The 15272-nt window shown below is 71.9% G+C and carries 12 protein-coding genes, 1 tRNA gene and 1 riboswitch; of the genes, 10 read left to right on the top strand and 3 right to left on the bottom strand.

Annotation, left to right across the window (positions count from 1 at the left end):
* The first annotated feature begins 29 nt into the window (after window positions 1-29).
* From BLU95_RS16965 to BLU95_RS16935, 7 genes are all read left to right on the top strand, one after another.
* Window positions 30-1316, top strand: a complete 1287-nt coding sequence (locus BLU95_RS16965; protein WP_093860766.1) for a cytochrome P450 family protein — start codon at window positions 30-32, stop codon at window positions 1314-1316.
* Between the two features lie 231 nt (window positions 1317-1547).
* Window positions 1548-1696, top strand: a riboswitch (cyclic di-AMP (ydaO/yuaA leader).
* Between the two features lie 5 nt (window positions 1697-1701).
* Window positions 1702-2553 carry a transglycosylase family protein gene (locus BLU95_RS16960; protein ID WP_093860765.1) on the top strand — a complete coding sequence of 284 codons (852 nt, stop codon included), beginning with the start codon at window positions 1702-1704 and terminating at the stop codon, window positions 2551-2553.
* A gap of 381 nt (window positions 2554-2934) precedes the next feature.
* Window positions 2935-4221: a phosphopyruvate hydratase gene (eno, locus tag BLU95_RS16955; RefSeq protein WP_093860764.1), complete on the top strand. Its 1287-nt coding sequence runs from the start codon at window positions 2935-2937 to the stop codon at window positions 4219-4221.
* Window positions 4222-4347: 126 nt separating this feature from the next.
* Window positions 4348-4860 carry an FtsB family cell division protein gene (locus BLU95_RS16950; RefSeq protein WP_231978606.1) on the top strand — a complete coding sequence of 171 codons (513 nt, stop codon included), beginning with the start codon at window positions 4348-4350 and terminating at the stop codon, window positions 4858-4860.
* Entirely contained in the window at window positions 4832-5503 is a 672-nt protein-coding gene (locus BLU95_RS16945; protein WP_231978781.1) for a DUF501 domain-containing protein, read from the top strand. The genes BLU95_RS16950 and BLU95_RS16945 overlap by 29 nt, the downstream gene beginning before the upstream one ends.
* Window positions 5500-6441, top strand: a complete 942-nt coding sequence (locus tag BLU95_RS16940) for a Ppx/GppA phosphatase family protein (protein WP_093860761.1) — start codon at window positions 5500-5502, stop codon at window positions 6439-6441. The genes BLU95_RS16945 and BLU95_RS16940 overlap by 4 nt, the downstream gene beginning before the upstream one ends.
* A 428-nt stretch (window positions 6442-6869) precedes the next feature.
* Window positions 6870-8246: an NAD(P)/FAD-dependent oxidoreductase gene (locus tag BLU95_RS16935; RefSeq protein ID WP_030398003.1), complete on the top strand. Its 1377-nt coding sequence runs from the start codon at window positions 6870-6872 to the stop codon at window positions 8244-8246.
* 206 nt (window positions 8247-8452) lie between these two features.
* Here BLU95_RS16935 and BLU95_RS16930 read toward each other — a convergent pair whose 3' ends face one another.
* Both BLU95_RS16930 and BLU95_RS16925 read right to left on the bottom strand, forming a co-directional pair.
* Window positions 8453-11011 carry an ABC transporter permease gene (locus BLU95_RS16930; RefSeq protein WP_093860760.1) on the bottom strand — a complete coding sequence of 853 codons (2559 nt, stop codon included), beginning with the start codon at window positions 11009-11011 and terminating at the stop codon, window positions 8453-8455.
* A 54-nt stretch (window positions 11012-11065) separates the two neighbouring features.
* Entirely contained in the window at window positions 11066-11935 is an 870-nt protein-coding gene (locus BLU95_RS16925; RefSeq protein ID WP_093860759.1) for an ABC transporter ATP-binding protein, read from the bottom strand.
* 301 nt (window positions 11936-12236) lie between these two features.
* On the opposite strand from BLU95_RS16925, the gene BLU95_RS16920 reads away from it, so the two are divergent.
* The 3 genes from BLU95_RS16920 (at window position 12237) to BLU95_RS16910 (ending at window position 13876) form a co-directional block, all read left to right on the top strand.
* Window positions 12237-12318 (top strand) — tRNA-Leu (locus BLU95_RS16920).
* Window positions 12319-12456: 138 nt separating this feature from the next.
* Window positions 12457-13368 carry a Bax inhibitor-1/YccA family protein gene (locus tag BLU95_RS16915; protein WP_093860758.1) on the top strand — a complete coding sequence of 304 codons (912 nt, stop codon included), beginning with the start codon at window positions 12457-12459 and terminating at the stop codon, window positions 13366-13368.
* 103 nt (window positions 13369-13471) lie between these two features.
* The gene (locus BLU95_RS16910) at window positions 13472-13876 is read left to right on the top strand and encodes a hypothetical protein (RefSeq protein WP_093860757.1); all 405 of its coding nucleotides are present in this window, start codon (window positions 13472-13474) and stop codon (window positions 13874-13876) included.
* Between the two features lie 184 nt (window positions 13877-14060).
* Here the strand turns inward: BLU95_RS16910 and BLU95_RS16905 are convergent, their stop codons facing one another.
* On the bottom strand, window positions 14061-15026 hold the full coding sequence (locus tag BLU95_RS16905) for a hypothetical protein (RefSeq protein WP_093860756.1): 966 nt from the start codon (window positions 15024-15026) through the stop codon (window positions 14061-14063).
* Window positions 15027-15272: the final 246 nt, after the last annotated feature.

Below are 15272 nucleotides of genomic sequence, written 5' to 3'. Positions count from 1 at the left end.
CGGGGACCCGCCCGGGATACCGTCGACCCATGCCTGCTCAGCCCGCTTCCGCCCGTCCGCCCCTGTTCACCTGGGAGTTCGCCGCAGACCCGTATCCGGCGTACGCGTGGCTGCGCGAGCACGAGCCGGTGCACCGGACCACGCTGCCCAGCGGGGTGGAGGCCTGGTTGGTCACCCGGTACGCGGACGCCCGTCAGGCGCTCGCGGACAGCCGGCTCTCCAAGAACCCGGCGCACCACAGCGAGCAGGCGCACCGCACCGGCCGGGTCGGCATCCCGGGCGAGCGCCAGGCCGACCTGATGACGCACCTCCTGAACATCGACCCGCCGGACCACACCCGGCTGCGCCGTCTGGTGTCCAAGGCCTTCACCCCGCGCCGGGTGGCCGCCTTCGAGCCCCGGGTGCAGCAGCTGACGGACCGGCTGATCGACGGCTTCGCGGCGCGCGGATCCGCCGACCTCATCCACGAGTTCGCCTTCCCGCTCCCCATCTACGCGATCTGCGACCTGCTCGGCGTGCCGGCCGAGGACCAGGACGACTTCCGGGACTGGGCCGGGATGATGATCCGGCACGGCGGCGGCCAACGCGGCGGCGTGGGGCGGGCGGTGAAGCGGATGCGGGCCTACCTCGCGGAGCTGATCCACCGCAAGCGCGCGGACCTCGGGGACGACCTGATCTCGGGGCTGATCCGGGCCAGCGACCACGGTGAGCACCTCACCGAGAACGAGGCCGCGGCGATGGCCTTCATCCTGCTCTTCGCGGGCTTCGAGACGACGGTGAACCTGATCGGCAACGGCGTCTACGCGCTGCTGCGCAACCCGGGGCAGCGGTCGCTGCTCCAGGAGTCGATCGGGCGCGGCGAGAGCGCGCTGCTGGAGACCGGGATCGAGGAACTCCTGCGCTACGACGGCCCGGTGGAGCTGGCCACCTGGCGGTTCGCGACGAGTCCGCTGACCATCGGCGGGGTGGGGATCCCGGTCGGCGACCCGGTGCTGGTGGTGCTCGCCGCGGCGGACCGGGACCCGGCGCGGTTCGCGGACGAGAACACCCTCGACCTGGCCCGGGCGGACAACCCGCACCTGGGCTTCGGGCACGGCATCCACTACTGCATCGGCGCCCCGCTGGCACGCCTGGAGGGGCGGGCCGCGCTGACCACCCTGCTGTCCCGGCTGCCGGACCTCCGGCTCGCCGCGGACCCGGAGGAACTGCGCTGGCGCGGTGGTCTGATCATGCGCGGACTTCGTGAACTTCCGGTGGAATTCACGCCGGGGGCGACATCGGGGGCAACCTCCGCCGACCCCTCGGCAGTTCACTGAGGGGGGCTCACGACACGCCGGCGCGGCCGCTCGACGCGCCGCCCCCGGAGGGTGTGAATCCCCATCAACCCGGACATACATCCTCGGTTGGTGGGCAATCCATCACGTGACGTGATTTCCGTGTGATAGCGGCGATATGAGCTTGTGATTGCTCTGAAGATCTGTCTACTCTCCGGGGAGCCCGCGGAAGCGGGTCCCGTGCGCGGAACGCCGAGTCCTGCCCGCCGCGTCACCGGAAACCGACCAGAACCCTGGGCAGGGGCGGGGGAACCAGGTCTTGCGCCGTCTCCCACGGCTTGGGGTGAAGCCGCCTCCGTGCGGCCGGGCCACCTCCCGGTCCGAACCCGACAGCTCACCTCGCAGGCGTGCGGAGAGGGACTTCCCCATGCTGTTCGTCGGAACCGGCCGTCACCGTCGCCGCACCCAGACCGAGAAGGCCATCGCCGTCGCCGGTGTCGCCGGTGTCGGACTGGCACTGCCGATCCTCAGCGCCACCGGCGCCTCTGCCGCCCCGGCCTCGACCTGGGACGCGGTCGCCCAGTGCGAGAGCGGGGGCAACTGGAGCATCAACACCGGCAACGGCTTCTACGGCGGCCTGCAGTTCACCTCCAGCACCTGGAAGGCGTTCGGCGGCACCTCCTACGCGCCGCAGGCGAACCAGGCCTCGAAGGCGGCGCAGATCACCGTCGCCGAGAAGGTGCTGGCCTCGCAGGGCCCCGGCGCCTGGCCGGTCTGCTCCAAGAAGGCCGGCCTGAGCAAGGGCGGCGCCCCGGCGGCGGTCGACGCCTCGGCGGACGCCGCGCCGGCCGCCCCGGCCGCCCCGAAGCCGCAGGCCCAGCCGCAGCAGGCGCCGAAGGCGCAGGCCCCGCTGGCCGCTGTCGAGCAGCAGGCCCCGAAGGCCGGGCCGAAGCACGCCGCGCCCAAGTCGCAGGCCCAGCAGGCCGAGGCCGAGAAGCAGGTCCCGAAGGCCGCACCGAAGCACGCCGCGCCCAAGTCGCAGGCCCCGCAGTACGCGCCGCAGCAGACTCCGGCGGCCCCGCAGGTCCAGCAGGCCCCGAAGGTCCAGCAGCCGCAGGCCGGCCAGGGCTACACCGTCCGCTCCGGCGACACGCTCGCCGGGATCGCCACCACGCAGGGCGTGCAGGGCGGCTGGCAGGCCCTGTACGACGGCAACCGCGGCACCGTCGGCGGCGACCCGGACCTGATCATCCCCGGCCAGGTCCTCACCCTCGGCTGACGCTCCGGAGCGCGCCCACCGTCCGTCGCGCCGCTGTCCGCCCGTTCGTCCGTCGCGCCGCTGTCCGCCCGTCCGTCCGTCGCGCCGCACGTCCGTCCGTCGCGCCGCCCGCCCGTCCGCCCGTCACCGGACAGGCGGGCGGGCGGGTGGACCGGCGCGCGGGCTCCCGCCCGTTCCATCCGCTTCGTCCGCCCCGGGACGTCCGAGGCCGGGCAACCAGGTGAACTACCGGTGGGTAGCACGGCCACAAGCTGAGACGTGGCCGAGGTCGACGTGGCCCGGACAGCCGGTGCGGTTAGGCTCTGGTCGTAACGACTCCGCAATCGTCCGGCCGACGGCACCCCACTGTCAGCCGCACCTGCTTCCGCTAGGAGATGCCTCGTGCCGTCCATCGATGTCGTCGTAGCCCGTGAGATTCTCGACTCGCGCGGCAACCCCACGGTCGAGGTCGAGGTCGGCCTCGACGACGGCAGCACCGGCCGTGCCGCTGTCCCGTCGGGCGCCTCCACCGGTGCCTTCGAGGCCCTGGAGCTCCGCGACGGCGACAAGAACCGCTACTTCGGCAAGGGCGTGGAGAAGGCCGTCCTGGCCGTCATCGAGCAGATCGGCCCGGAGCTGGTCGGCTACGACGCCACCGAGCAGCGCCTGATCGACCAGGCCATGCTCGACCTGGACGCCACCCCGGACAAGTCCTCGCTCGGCGCCAACGCCATCCTGGGCGTCTCGCTGGCCGTCGCGCACGCCGCCTCCGAGGCCAGCGACCTGCCCCTGTTCCGCTACCTGGGCGGCCCGAACGCGCACGTCCTGCCGGTCCCGATGATGAACATCCTCAACGGCGGCTCGCACGCGGACTCCAACGTCGACATCCAGGAGTTCATGATCGCTCCGATCGGCGCGGAGTCCTTCTCCGAGGCCGTCCGCTGGGGCGTCGAGGTCTACCACACGCTCAAGGGCGTGCTGAAGGAGCGCGGCCTCTCCACCGGCCTGGGCGACGAGGGCGGCTTCGCCCCGAACCTGGACTCCAACCGCGAGGCGCTCGACCTGATCGTCGAGGCCATCCAGAAGGCCGGCTACGTGCCGGGCAAGGACATCGCGCTGGCCCTGGACGTCGCCGCCTCCGAGTTCTACGAGGACGACGCCTACCAGTTCGAGGGCAAGGGGCTCAGCTCCGCCGAGCTCATCGAGTACTACGCCGGTCTGGTCGCCGCCTACCCGCTGGTCTCGATCGAGGACCCGCTGGACGAGTCGGACTGGGACGGCTGGAAGGCCATGACCGAGAAGCTGGGCGACAAGGTCCAGCTGGTCGGCGACGACCTGTTCGTCACCAACCCGGCCCGCCTGGCCCGCGGCATCGAGACCGGCACCGCCAACGCGCTGCTGGTGAAGGTCAACCAGATCGGTTCGCTGACCGAGACCCTGGACGCCGTCGAGCTGGCCCAGCGCAACGGCTACCGCTGCATGATGTCCCACCGCTCCGGCGAGACCGAGGACGTCACCATCGCCGACCTGGCCGTCGCCACCAACTGCGGCCAGATCAAGACCGGTGCCCCGGCCCGCTCCGAGCGCGTCGCCAAGTACAACCAGCTGCTGCGCATCGAGGAGATCCTCGACGACGCCGCCGAGTACGCCGGCCGCGGCGCCTTCCCGCGGTTCAAGCACGAGGGCTGACCCGCCCGGCCGCCCGAGTGGCGCACGCCTGACCGGTGCCCCGCCGTTCACCCCGTAGGGTGGACGGCGGGGCACCGTCGCGACCAGGAGGGGACACCGGAGATGGCAGGCTGGAGGATCCCGGGCTTGGCGGCCCGGCCTCGGTTCACGAGCCGGGCGACCGTTCTGGTCCTCGTGCTCTGCTCGCTGGTGGCGATCCTGGCCTACCCGACCCGGCAGTTCATCTCGCAGCGGTCCGAGATCACGGCGCAGCGCGCCCGGGCCGAGCACGCCCGGCAGCAGGTGGAGCAGCTGCGCCGGGAGAAGGCCCGCTGGCAGGACCCGGAGTACGTCAAGGCGCAGGCCAGGACCCGGCTGCACTACGCGATGCCGGGGGAGACCCCGTACATCGCGGTGGACCCGGCGGCCCAGGACCCGGCGAAGTCCTCGCTGGGCGCGCCGCCGCCCGCGCAGGGCCCGGCCGCCGGGACGGTCAAGGCGGCCCGGCCCTGGTACGCCGGCGTCTGGGACTCCGTGGACGCCGCCGCCGCTCCCGTCGCCCCCACCGCTCCCGTGACCCCCGCCGCCCCGGCGCAGCCCGCCCCTTCCTCACCACCCGCCCCCGTCCCCGCTGGAGACAGCCCCTCCCATGACCACTGAGAACCACCCCACCGTCTCCGACCAGGACGTCGCGGCCATCGCCGCGCAGCTCGGCCGGGTCCCGCGCGGCCTGCGCGGCGTCGCCCACCGCTGCCCGTGCGGCAACCCGGACGTCGTGGAGACGGCCCCCCGACTGCCGGACGGCACGCCGTTCCCGACGCTGTACTACCTGACCTGCCCCAAGGCCGCCTCGCTGATCGGCACCCTGGAGGCGGACGGCGTGATGAAGGAGCAGAGCGCCCGGCTCGCCGAGGACCCGGAGCTGGCTTCGGCCTACCAGAAGGCGCACGAGGACTACATCGCCCGCCGGGACGCCATCGAGGTGCTGGAGGGCTTCCCGAGCGCCGGTGGCATGCCGGACCGGGTCAAGTGCCTGCACGTGCTGGTCGGCCACTCGCTGGCGGCCGGCGAGGGCGTCAACCCGCTGGGCGACGAGGCGATCGGGATGCTGGAGGACTGGTGGGCCAAGGGCCCGTGCGTGTCCCCGGCGGAGGTCGAGGCGGCCGGTGAGCGGGTGCTCCGCAACCGGGCCAAGGAGCAGGACCACCAGGCCGTGATCGCGGCCAAGGAGCAGAAGACCGCGGACCGCGCCGCCAAGCGGGCGGCACAGGAGGCGGACGAGGCAGGGGAGGCCGAGGCATGAGCACGACCAGGGTGGCCGCGATCGACTGCGGGACCAACTCGATCCGGCTGCTGGTCGCGGATCTCGACCCGGAGACCGGGGAGATCACCGACCTGGACCGGCGGATGATCATCAACCGGCTGGGCCAGGGCGTGGACCGCACCGGCCGGCTGCACCCGGACGCGCTGGAGCGCACCTTCGCGGCCTGCCGGGAGTACGCCGAGGTGATCGCCGGCTTCGGTGTCGGCCCGGAGCGGATCCGCTTCGTCGCCACCAGCGCCTCCCGGGACGCCGAGAACAGCGCCGAGTACGTGGACGGCGTGCGGGCGGTCCTGGGGGTCGAGCCCGAGGTGGTCAGCGGCGAGGAGGAGGCGCACCTCTCCTTCGTGGGGGCCACCAAGGAGCTCACCGGTGGCACCTTCGCCACCCCGTACCTGGTCTTCGACCTGGGCGGCGGCTCGACCGAGTTCGTGCTCGGGGCCGAGGACGTCGAGGCGGCCCGCTCGGTGGACATCGGCTGCGTCCGGCTGACCGAGCGGCACTTCGGCGGTGCCGAGCTGCCCTCGGACGAGCAGATCGCCGAGGCACGGGCGCATGTGCGGGCGGAGCTGGACCGGGCCGAGGAGGCCGTCCCGCTGACCGGTGCGGCGACCCTGGTCGGCCTGGCCGGGACGGTCACCACCATCTCGGCGATCGCCCAGGACCTGCCGCGGTACGACTCGGAGGCGATCCACCACTCGCGGATCCCCCGCGAGCGGGTCGCCGAGATCGCCGACCGGCTGCTGGGCGCGACCCACGCGGAGCGGGCGGCCATCCCGTCGATGCACCCGGGCCGGGTGGACGTGATCGCGGCCGGCGCGCTGGAGCTGCTGGAGATCATGGCGCGGACGGGCGCCGCCGAGGTGGTCGTCAGCGAGCACGACATCCTGGACGGCATCGCCTGGAGTATCGCCCGCTGACCAGGCACGAGGCTTACCGCACCGGCCCCGGAGGCCCCTCGGGGGTCCCGGGGCCGGGGCGCGCCCGGGGCCGTGCGGAAAAGTTCGTGAATTTCTTCACATGAGGATCCGCCCGTTCGCGGCGCTGGACGGTCCGGTCCGTCCGATATGTGGGACCGAAGGCTCGCTCGGCGTGATAACCACTGGATCGCAGGTTCCGACCCGTCAGAGGTTTGAAAATCGAAATCCCGCGCGGGAACCAGGCCCTGTCATGGATCGTTGCTGCTCAGCGGGGCCGTCGTCACGGGTGGGTCCGCTGGGGGGCCGGGGTGGCCGCGAAGTGTCGGCCGGGGGGTCGAAACGGGGGCGCGAAGTGTAGCAGAGGGGGTCCGTCCGCTTGTGAGCGGGCTCACGAAGGCTGCTCCGAACGGTGCTGGATACTTTCGGATATGAGCACCACGGAGCGTCCTCGCATCCTCATTGTCGGCGGTGGTTACGTCGGCCTGTATGCCGCGATGCGCATCCTCAAGAAGATGCGCTACGGCGAAGCGACCGTCACGGTCGTGGACCCGCGGTCGTACATGACGTACCTGCCCTTCCTCCCCGAGGCGGCCGGCGGCAACGTCGCGCCCCGCAACCTCGTCGCGCCCCTGCGCACCGCGCTGAAGAACGCGGAGGTGCTCACCGGTGCGGTCACCGGTGTGGACCACGAGCGCAAGATCGCGACCATCCAGCCCTCGGCGGGCGACTCGTACGAGCTGCCCTTCGACTACCTCGTCGTCGCGACCGGGTCGGTCTCCCGCACCTTCCCGATCCCGGGTCTGGCCGAGCACGGCATCGGCATGAAGACCGTGGAGGAGGCCATCGCCCTCCGCAACCACGTCATGGCGCAGCTGGACAAGGCCGAGTCCACCACGGACGAGGCCATCCGCCGCAAGGCGCTGACCTTCGTGATCATCGGCGGCGGCTTCGCCGGCGTCGAGACGATCGCCGAGATCGAGGACATGGCGCGCGACGCCGCCAAGATCTACAAGACGGTCAGCCGCGACGACATGCGCTTCATCGTGGTCGAGGCCGCCAACCGGATCCTCCCGGAGATGGGCCCGGACCTCGGTCTGTGGACCAAGGAGAAGCTCGAAGAGCGCAACATCGAGGTCTACATCGAGACCTCGATGGACTCCTGCGTCGACGGCCACGTCGTGCTGAAGAACGGCATGGAGACGGACGCCTCCACCATCGTGTGGACGGCCGGCGTGAAGCCGAACCCGGTGCTGGCCCAGTTCGGCCTGCCGCTGGGCCCGCGCGGTCACGTCGACACCGCGCCGACCCTCCAGGTCCAGGGCTTCGACTACGTCTGGGCCGCCGGCGACAACGCCCAGGTGCCGGACCTCGCCGCCGGTGAGGGTGCCTGGTGCCCGCCGAACGCGCAGCACGCCGTGCGCCAGGCCGCCGTCCTCGGTGACAACGTGATCTCCGGCATGCGCGGCTTCCCGCAGCAGGAGTACAAGCACAAGAACCTGGGCGCGGTCGCCGGCCTCGGCCTGCACAAGGGTGTCGCGATCCTCTTCGGCAAGTACAAGCTGAAGGGCCGTCCGGCCTGGTGGTTCCACCGCCTGTACCACGGCGCCATGGTCCCCACCTTCAACCGCAAGGTCCGCGTCTTCACCGACTGGACCCTCGCCGTCTTCCTGAAGCGCGAGATGGTCGGCCTCTCCCAGATGGAGAACCCGTACCAGCCGATCCAGGAGGTCACGGCGCCCACCAAGCGTCCCGCCGTCGAGGCCGCGAAGCCGGCCGCCGACAAGGAGCTGGCCACCAGCAAGTAGCGACTACGGCCCGGTGTGGGAGCACCGGGTATGAGTCGGAGGCTCTCCGCCCGGCAGTGTTGCCGGACCACGACCTCCGTGGTGCTCAGCCGGCTGTGCGAGTCGGGCGGAGTACAAGAAGTAGCAGAAGGCCCCTGCCGAAACCCTCCGGCAGGGGCCTTCTCGCGCCGTGCGGCGGTGCGGCGGTGTGCCGCACGGTGCCGCGGTCAGTCGGTCTTGATGCTGCCCAGGATGTCCAGCCCGGCGGCCCGGCGGGCCGGCCAGAAGGCGGCCACCACGCCGACCAGGCCGGCCAGGGCCAGGAAGAGCAGCAGCTGGCCGTACGGCAGCACCGTGGTCAGGCCGGGCAGGCTGGCCTCGAGGGTGCCGTTGATCGCCCAGGCGGTGAAGCAGCCGAGCAGGACACCGATGCCGGCGCCGAACACCGAGATCACCACGGACTCCAGCCGGACCATCCGCTTGATGCCGCGCCGGTCCAGGCCGATCGCCCGCAGCATGCCGATCTCGCGCTTGCGCTCGAAGACCGACATCGCCAGGGTGTTGATCACCCCGAGGATCGCGACCACCACCGACATCGCCAGCAGCCCGTACATCATGTTCAGCGCGAAGGTGATGCTCTGGCTGAAGTTGTCCCGGACGTCCTGGCGCGACTTGACCTCGATCACCGGGTTGGCGCCGGTGGAGTCCTTGAGCGCCTTGCGCAGTGCCTCGGTCTCCCCGGCGGTGCCCTTGACCAGGACGCTCTTCAGGTAGACCTGGGGGTTGTGCTTGAGGATCTCGCTGTTGGCCACCATGGCCCCGCCGAGCAGGTCGCTCGTCTCGTAGACGCCGCCGACGGTCATGGTGCCCTTGGTGTCGCCGGGGTAGCCCACCTCGACGGTGGAGCCGGTGCCGACCCCGAGCTTCTTCGCCACGTCCTCGGCGAGCAGCAGCCCGCCCTGGCCGAACGAGGCCGTGGAACCGCTCTTCATCGTGACCGAGAGCAGCTTGTCCAGGCTGTCCCCGTTCAGGCCGGTGATCTCCCTGGCCTTGCCGTTGAGGTCCCACTCGACCTTCAGCAGCGGTGAGGAGGCCGCCACCCCGGCGGCCTTCGCGGCCTCGGCGGGGACCTTCTCGGACAGGCTCATCCCGTTCGCCGCGGAGATCAGGTAGTCGGCCTTCATCGAGCTGGTGATGGCCCGGTCCACGGTGTCGGAGACCGAGGCGCCGATCACCGTCAGACCGCTGACCAGGGTGAGGCCGATGGTGATCGCGGCCGCGGTGGCGGCGGTGCGGCGCGGGTTGCGCACCGCGTTCTGCCGGGCCAGCCGGCCGGGCATGCCGAACAGCTTGCCGAGGGCCGGTCCGACCAGGGCGATCACCGGGCGGGAGAGCAGCGGCAGCAGGACGAAGACACCGAGGACGGCGAGCACCGCGCCCAGCGCGACCGGCATCCGGCCGTCCGAGTTGCCCTTCGAGGCACCGAAGGTGACCAGGGCGATGCCGGCACCGGCCACCAGCGAGCCGAGCACGTTCCGGACCACCAGGGACTTCTGGGAGGCGGGCTGGTCGCCGCTGCTCATCGCGGCGACCGGGGCGATCCGGGCGGCGCGGACGGCGGGCAGCAGTGCGGAGAGCACCGTCACCAGGACGCCGACCACCAGGGTGACCACCACGGTCACCGGCTTGACCACCAGCGGGCCGGTCGGGAGGCTGTCGTTCAGCGAGGCGATCAGGGACTGCAGGCCCGCACCGATGCCGACGCCGGCGAGCAGACCGGCCGAGGCCGCGACGGTGCCGATGGCGAACGCCTCGATCAGCACCGAGCGGGTCACCTGCTTGCGGCTGGCGCCGATCGCCCGGAGCAGGGCCAGTTCCTTGGTGCGCTGGGCGACCAGCATGGTGAAGGTGTTGGCGATGATGAAGATGCCGACGAAGAGCGAGATGCCGGCGAACGCGAGCAGCATGGTGCGCAGGCTGTCGGTGTCGGCGGTGATCATCCGCTCTTCCTCGGCCTTGAGGTCGGCCCCGGTCCGGGTCTCGATCTGCTGCTCCGGCCGGATCTTCTGGTTCACCTCGGCGAGCAGCGCGTCCTGGCCGGTGCCGGGCTTGGCGGTGAGCACGATGCTGCTGTAGCGGCCGGGCTCCAGCAGGATCTGCTGCGCGGTCGCGCGGTCGAACAGGGTGAGCGTGCCGCCGGTGTTGACCATCGGGTCGTCGGTGGTGAAGACGCCGGTGAGCTTCGCCTCGAGGACCGGGCCGTTGGAGCCGATCCGGACGGTGTCGCCGACCTTGTAACCGCCCTTCTCGGCGGTCTTCCGGTCGAGGGCGATCTCCTTGCCGTTCTTCGGGCCCTGGCCCTCGACCATCGGGTAGCGGGCGTCCTTGCCGTCCGGGCCGGGCGCGAAGTTGGCGCCCTTGGCCGTCCACGACTGGCCGATCAGCTCGCCCTTCTTGTCGGCGACACCGGTGAAGCCGCTGACCACACCGCGGGCGCCGGCGGCGCCGGGCAGCGCGGCGAGCTGCTGGACGGTGGCGTCGGTCAGGGTGACCGCGTTCTTGTCGCTCTTCTCCTGGACGGACGCGGTGGCGCCGGCGGAGTAGTCGACGACCTGGACCGACACGTCGGAGTAGCTCTTGGAGTTGCTCTCCCGCATGGCCTTGCCGAAGGTGTCGGAGAAGACCATGGTGCCGGCCACGAAGGCGGTGCCCAGCATGACGGCCAGCGCCGTCATCAGCAGTCGGCCCTTGTGGGCCAGCACGTTGCGCAGTGCGGTGCGATACATGGGGTTTCCTGGGTCCTGGGGTCTGCGGAGGGACGGGCGGCGGCGCGTGGTGCGTCAGCTGGTGCGGCCCTTGGCGTCGAAGCGGCGCATGCGGTCCAGGACGGTGTCGGCGGTGGGGTTGGTGAGTTCGTCGACGATGCGGCCGTCGGCGAGGAAGACGACGCGGTCGGCGTAGGCGGCGGCGACGGGGTCGTGGGTGACCATGACGACGGTCTGGCCGAGTTCGCGGACGGAGTTGCGCAGGAAGGAGAGGATCTCGGCGCCGGAGCGGGAGTCGAGGTTGCCGGTGGGTTCGTCGGCGAAGACGATGTCGGGCTTGCCGGCGAGGGCGCGGGCGCAGGCGACGCGCTGCTGCTGGCCGCCGGAGAGCTGGCTGGGGCGGTGGGAGAGGCGGCCGGAGAGTCCGACGGTCTCGACGACGCGGTCGAGCCACTGCTTGTCGGCCTTGCGGCCGGCGATGTCCATGGGGAGGGTGATGTTCTCGAGGGCGGTGAGGGTGGGGAGGAGGTTGAAGGCCTGGAAGACGAAGCCGATGTGGTCGCGGCGCAGCTGGGTGAGCTGCTTGTCCTTGAGGCCGACGAGTTCGGTGTCGCCGATGGTGGTGGAGCCGGAGCTGACGGTGTCGAGGCCGGCCATGCAGTGCATGAGGGTGGACTTGCCGGAGCCGGAGGGGCCCATGATCGCGGTGAACTCGCCCTGGGGGAAGGTGACGCTGACGTTGTCGAGGGCGACCACGCGGGTCTCGCCCTCCCCGTAGACCTTGTTCAGGCCGGTGGCGCGGGCGGCCGCCCGGCCGGTGCGGACGGCGGTTGCGGTCGACGTGCTCACGGGGTGCTCCTCGGGTCGGGCGTGGCGGACCGGGCCGTACGGCTCCGGAGGCTGGCCGGCCGGGGCCCTTCCAGGGGCGTCCGGCCGTACCTCCATGCTCCTTCCGGTGATCATGGTTCCTCGTCGCTCCGGCGGACGGTTGGCCCGACCGCCGCTGGGCGTACGCCCAGGTGACGCCCTCCTCCTGCGGTATGACACCGACCCTGAGCGGAAAACCGGTGGCCGGATCGAGCGGGTCGAGTGGCCAAATCACGAACTGTTCGTCAGATGGCAAGGAAACATGACAACTTCCCCGCCTCGGAACATGCGAAAGGGGATGCCGGGCGACTAGGCTCAGGGGTGGCCCGCACGGGGGTGGAGCGCTGCTCCCCGTTCCGCCGCGGGGCGGTCCGCAGAAGCCCAGATGGTGGAACGCAGACACGGGCAGCTTAAAACTGCTTGGCCGAAAGGCCGTGCCGGTTCGAGTCCGGCTCTGGGCACCGACTCGCGGGGACGCCGACCGGCGTCCCCGCCGGACGTCAGCTCCCGAATCCTTCTCGCGGCGGATGCCGATTCCTTTGCCAAGCCATTACCCTTGTGCTGCGGGCGGTGCAGTGCCGCCACGGAGGGAATGAGCAATGAGAAGCAGCAACCCGGTCTTCTCGCGGGAGGGGTCCTTCACCCGCGAGTCCGGCTACGCGGGTTTCGGGAACACCCAGACCCCGCCGGCCGGGAGCCCGTACGCAGGCAACCCCTACGGCAACAATCCGTACGGGAACAACCCGTACGCCAACAACCCCTACGGCCAGCAGCCCCAGGGCGGGGCGCCGCTGACCGACGAGCAGCTCGTCGAGATGTACAACGCGCCCTCCGCGGGTCCCGCGGCGACGGGCCGGATGACGCTGGACGACGTGGTCGCGCGCACCGCGATGACCCTGCTCACCCTGGTGGCGGCCGGCGGTCTCGCCTGGTTCGCACTGCCGGAGCGGAACTTCGGCCTGGCCGGCGGTGCCTCGCTGATCGCGTTCGTGGTCGGCATGGTGATCTCCTTCAAGCGGAGCGTCAGCCCGCCGCTGATCCTGCTCTACGCGGGCCTCCAGGGCTTCGCGCTCGGTGCGATCACCAAGGTGTTCAACACCATCTGGGAGGGCATCGCGATCCAGGCGGTGCTGGGCACCGCGGCGGTGTTCGCGGCGATGCTGATCGCGTACAAGACCGGGCGGATCCGGGTCACCGCGCGCTACACCCGGATCGGCATCGCGATCGCCATGGGCTTCGTGCTGCTGATGCTGGTCAACATGGTCGCCTCGCTGGTCTTCGGTGCCGACATGGGGCTGCGCAGCGGCCCGCTGGGCATCGTGGTCGGCCTGATCGGCATCGGGCTCGGCGCGTTCTTCCTCTCGCTGGACTTCGCGGCGATCGAGGAGGCCATCGCGCAGGGCGCGCCGCAGAAGGAGTCCTGGCGGGCGGCCTTCGGGCTCACCCTGTCGCTGGTCTGGATCTACGTCGAGATGCTGCGGCTGATCGCGATCCTGCGCGGCGACGACTGATCCCGAGCCGTACGACCCGCTGTACCACCACTGCCGCCGGGCCCCGGAGCGACCGCTCCGGGGCCCGGCGGCTTTCGTCCCCGGTGGCCCGTATGCTCGCCGCATGTCCGAGACGCCCGATGAGAAGACCCTGGCCGAGGCCGTCGACGCGCTGGCCGACCGGTTCCGCGCGATGCCGCAGAGCCGGCTGCTCGGCGCCGTGCCCGGGCACCCCTCGCGGGCCGCGGCCGGACTGGCGCTGGCCCGCTGGCTGGCGGCGGCGGCACAGGCCGCGGAGGCGGTCCGGGCCGACGGCGGGGCGGACGGCCCGGACGCGCGCGAGCTGCCGGACGCCGGGGCGTTCGCCGTCGGCGACCAGCTCGCGGTGGTCGGGCACGACCTGGCGGCGGCACTGGCCGCGCTGCCGGAGGGCGCCGCGGTGGCTCTGCCGGACGGCCCGCCGGTGACGGCCGGGGCGGTGCGGGCCCTGGCCGTGCGACGGCTTGCGGAGGCCTCGGCGGCGGTCTGACGACCCCGGCGACCCCGGCGACCCGGGCGATCTGGACGACCCGGACGACCTGGATGGCGCGGACGGTCCCGCGCGGCCCGGTGGCCGTGAACCGGAACCGGCGGAACGCCGAGGGCCGGCCGGATCGGTAACCCCCTCGATCCGGCCGGCCCTCGGCGTCCGCGCGCCGGTCGGCGCGCCCGGGTCAGATGCTGGCCACCACCCGGTCGGCGAGCACGTACACGGCGTCCTCGTCGGTGGAGAAGGTCAGCGAGTAGGAGCCGGAGAACCGGGAGCCGCCGAGCAGCCGGACGTTCTCACCGGCCCGGACGGCGTCGATCAGCCGGTACGCGGCCTCGCGGTCGCCCGGGGCCACACAGAGCGTGGTGCCGTCGGCGAAGGCGTAGACGTCCAGGGTGCCGAGCGGTCCGGGGCGGACGTCGACCAGTGCGGTGCCCTCCTCGGCCAGCGCGGTCAGCCGGGTGTCGGTCCACTCCCGGGACGGCGTCTGGCTGGGCACGAAGTCGGGGTGCGAGGGGTGGCGGCGCGGGTCGGGCGCGGTGGCCGGGGCCTCCTCGACGGTGGCCTCGGCGTCCAGCAGCCCGGCCTCCAGACCGGTGGCCAGCAGGTCGGCCTCGCGGCGGGCCCGGGCGTCCCCGGTGCCCTCGCCGGCCGGGTGGCCGCCGGCGGGGTGGCCGGCCGGGTGGGCGGGGCGCAGCGGGCCGCCGCCCTCGGGGTCGGTCCCGGCGGGCCGGCCGCCGTCGCCGATGAGGTCCTCCAGCGCCGAGCGCAGGGCCTCGCCGAACTCCGGGTCCATGGTGCCCGGGTGGTCGGCGTTGTCGGCGGCCTCGTTCGGCCCGGTGGGGCGGGGGAAGAAGAGCGGCCACTCGTCGGTGGTGCTGAAGACACCGGCGAACGGGGAGTCGAACAGCGGTGCGTCCTCGGCCGCGCGGGCCTCCTGCTCGGCCCAGAACGCCCGGGCCTCGGTGATCTCCCGCTCGCGGTCGGCGGCCAGGGCCTCGGCGACGGCCCGGCGTATCGCGGTCTCGTCGATGGTGGGGGAGACGGCGGCCCGTGCGTCCAACCGGCGGGAGATTCCCCGGAGGTGGACCAGCACGGCGGTCGACACGGCGATCAGGATCAGCAGCAGGACGGTGTAGACGGCGCTCACGGAACGTACTCCTAGGGAGGAGTGGAACGGGGTTACCTCTCCACACTGCCCCATCCGGTGCTGTTACCGCAGTGGCCAATGTCCAATTTGTCGGTGACTTTCGCTCTTGTCCCCAAATTGTTAGGTAGGACCGCTCTACGCAGCGGAGTTGATCCGCTCCGCACCGTCGATTTCCGGTCCGGAAATGACAGAAAAGAGGGCCGGATCGACCTCGCGGTGTGATCCGGCCCTCAATTACGCTGTGTC

Source organism: Streptomyces sp. TLI_053 (genome assembly GCF_900105395.1).
Lineage (GTDB): Bacteria > Actinomycetota > Actinomycetes > Streptomycetales > Streptomycetaceae > Kitasatospora.
The sequence above is the reverse complement of the archived record's forward strand: the minus strand, read 5'-3'. Positions and strand labels throughout refer to the sequence as shown.

Excerpts from the sequence above, each read along its gene's own strand:
- BLU95_RS16930 (WP_093860760.1), bottom strand. The coding sequence starts at position 11,011 with ATGTATCGCACCGCACTGCGCAACGTGCTGGCCCACAAGGGCCGACTG.
- BLU95_RS16960 (WP_093860765.1), top strand. The coding sequence starts at position 1,702 with ATGCTGTTCGTCGGAACCGGCCGTCACCGTCGCCGCACCCAGACCGAG.
- BLU95_RS16915 (WP_093860758.1), top strand. The coding sequence starts at position 12,457 with ATGAGAAGCAGCAACCCGGTCTTCTCGCGGGAGGGGTCCTTCACCCGC.
- BLU95_RS16940 (WP_093860761.1), top strand. The coding sequence starts at position 5,500 with ATGAGCACGACCAGGGTGGCCGCGATCGACTGCGGGACCAACTCGATC.
- BLU95_RS16935 (WP_030398003.1), top strand. The coding sequence starts at position 6,870 with ATGAGCACCACGGAGCGTCCTCGCATCCTCATTGTCGGCGGTGGTTAC.
- BLU95_RS16925 (WP_093860759.1), bottom strand. The coding sequence starts at position 11,935 with ATGGAGGTACGGCCGGACGCCCCTGGAAGGGCCCCGGCCGGCCAGCCT.
- BLU95_RS16910 (WP_093860757.1), top strand. The coding sequence starts at position 13,472 with ATGTCCGAGACGCCCGATGAGAAGACCCTGGCCGAGGCCGTCGACGCG.
- BLU95_RS16965 (WP_093860766.1), top strand. The coding sequence starts at position 30 with ATGCCTGCTCAGCCCGCTTCCGCCCGTCCGCCCCTGTTCACCTGGGAG.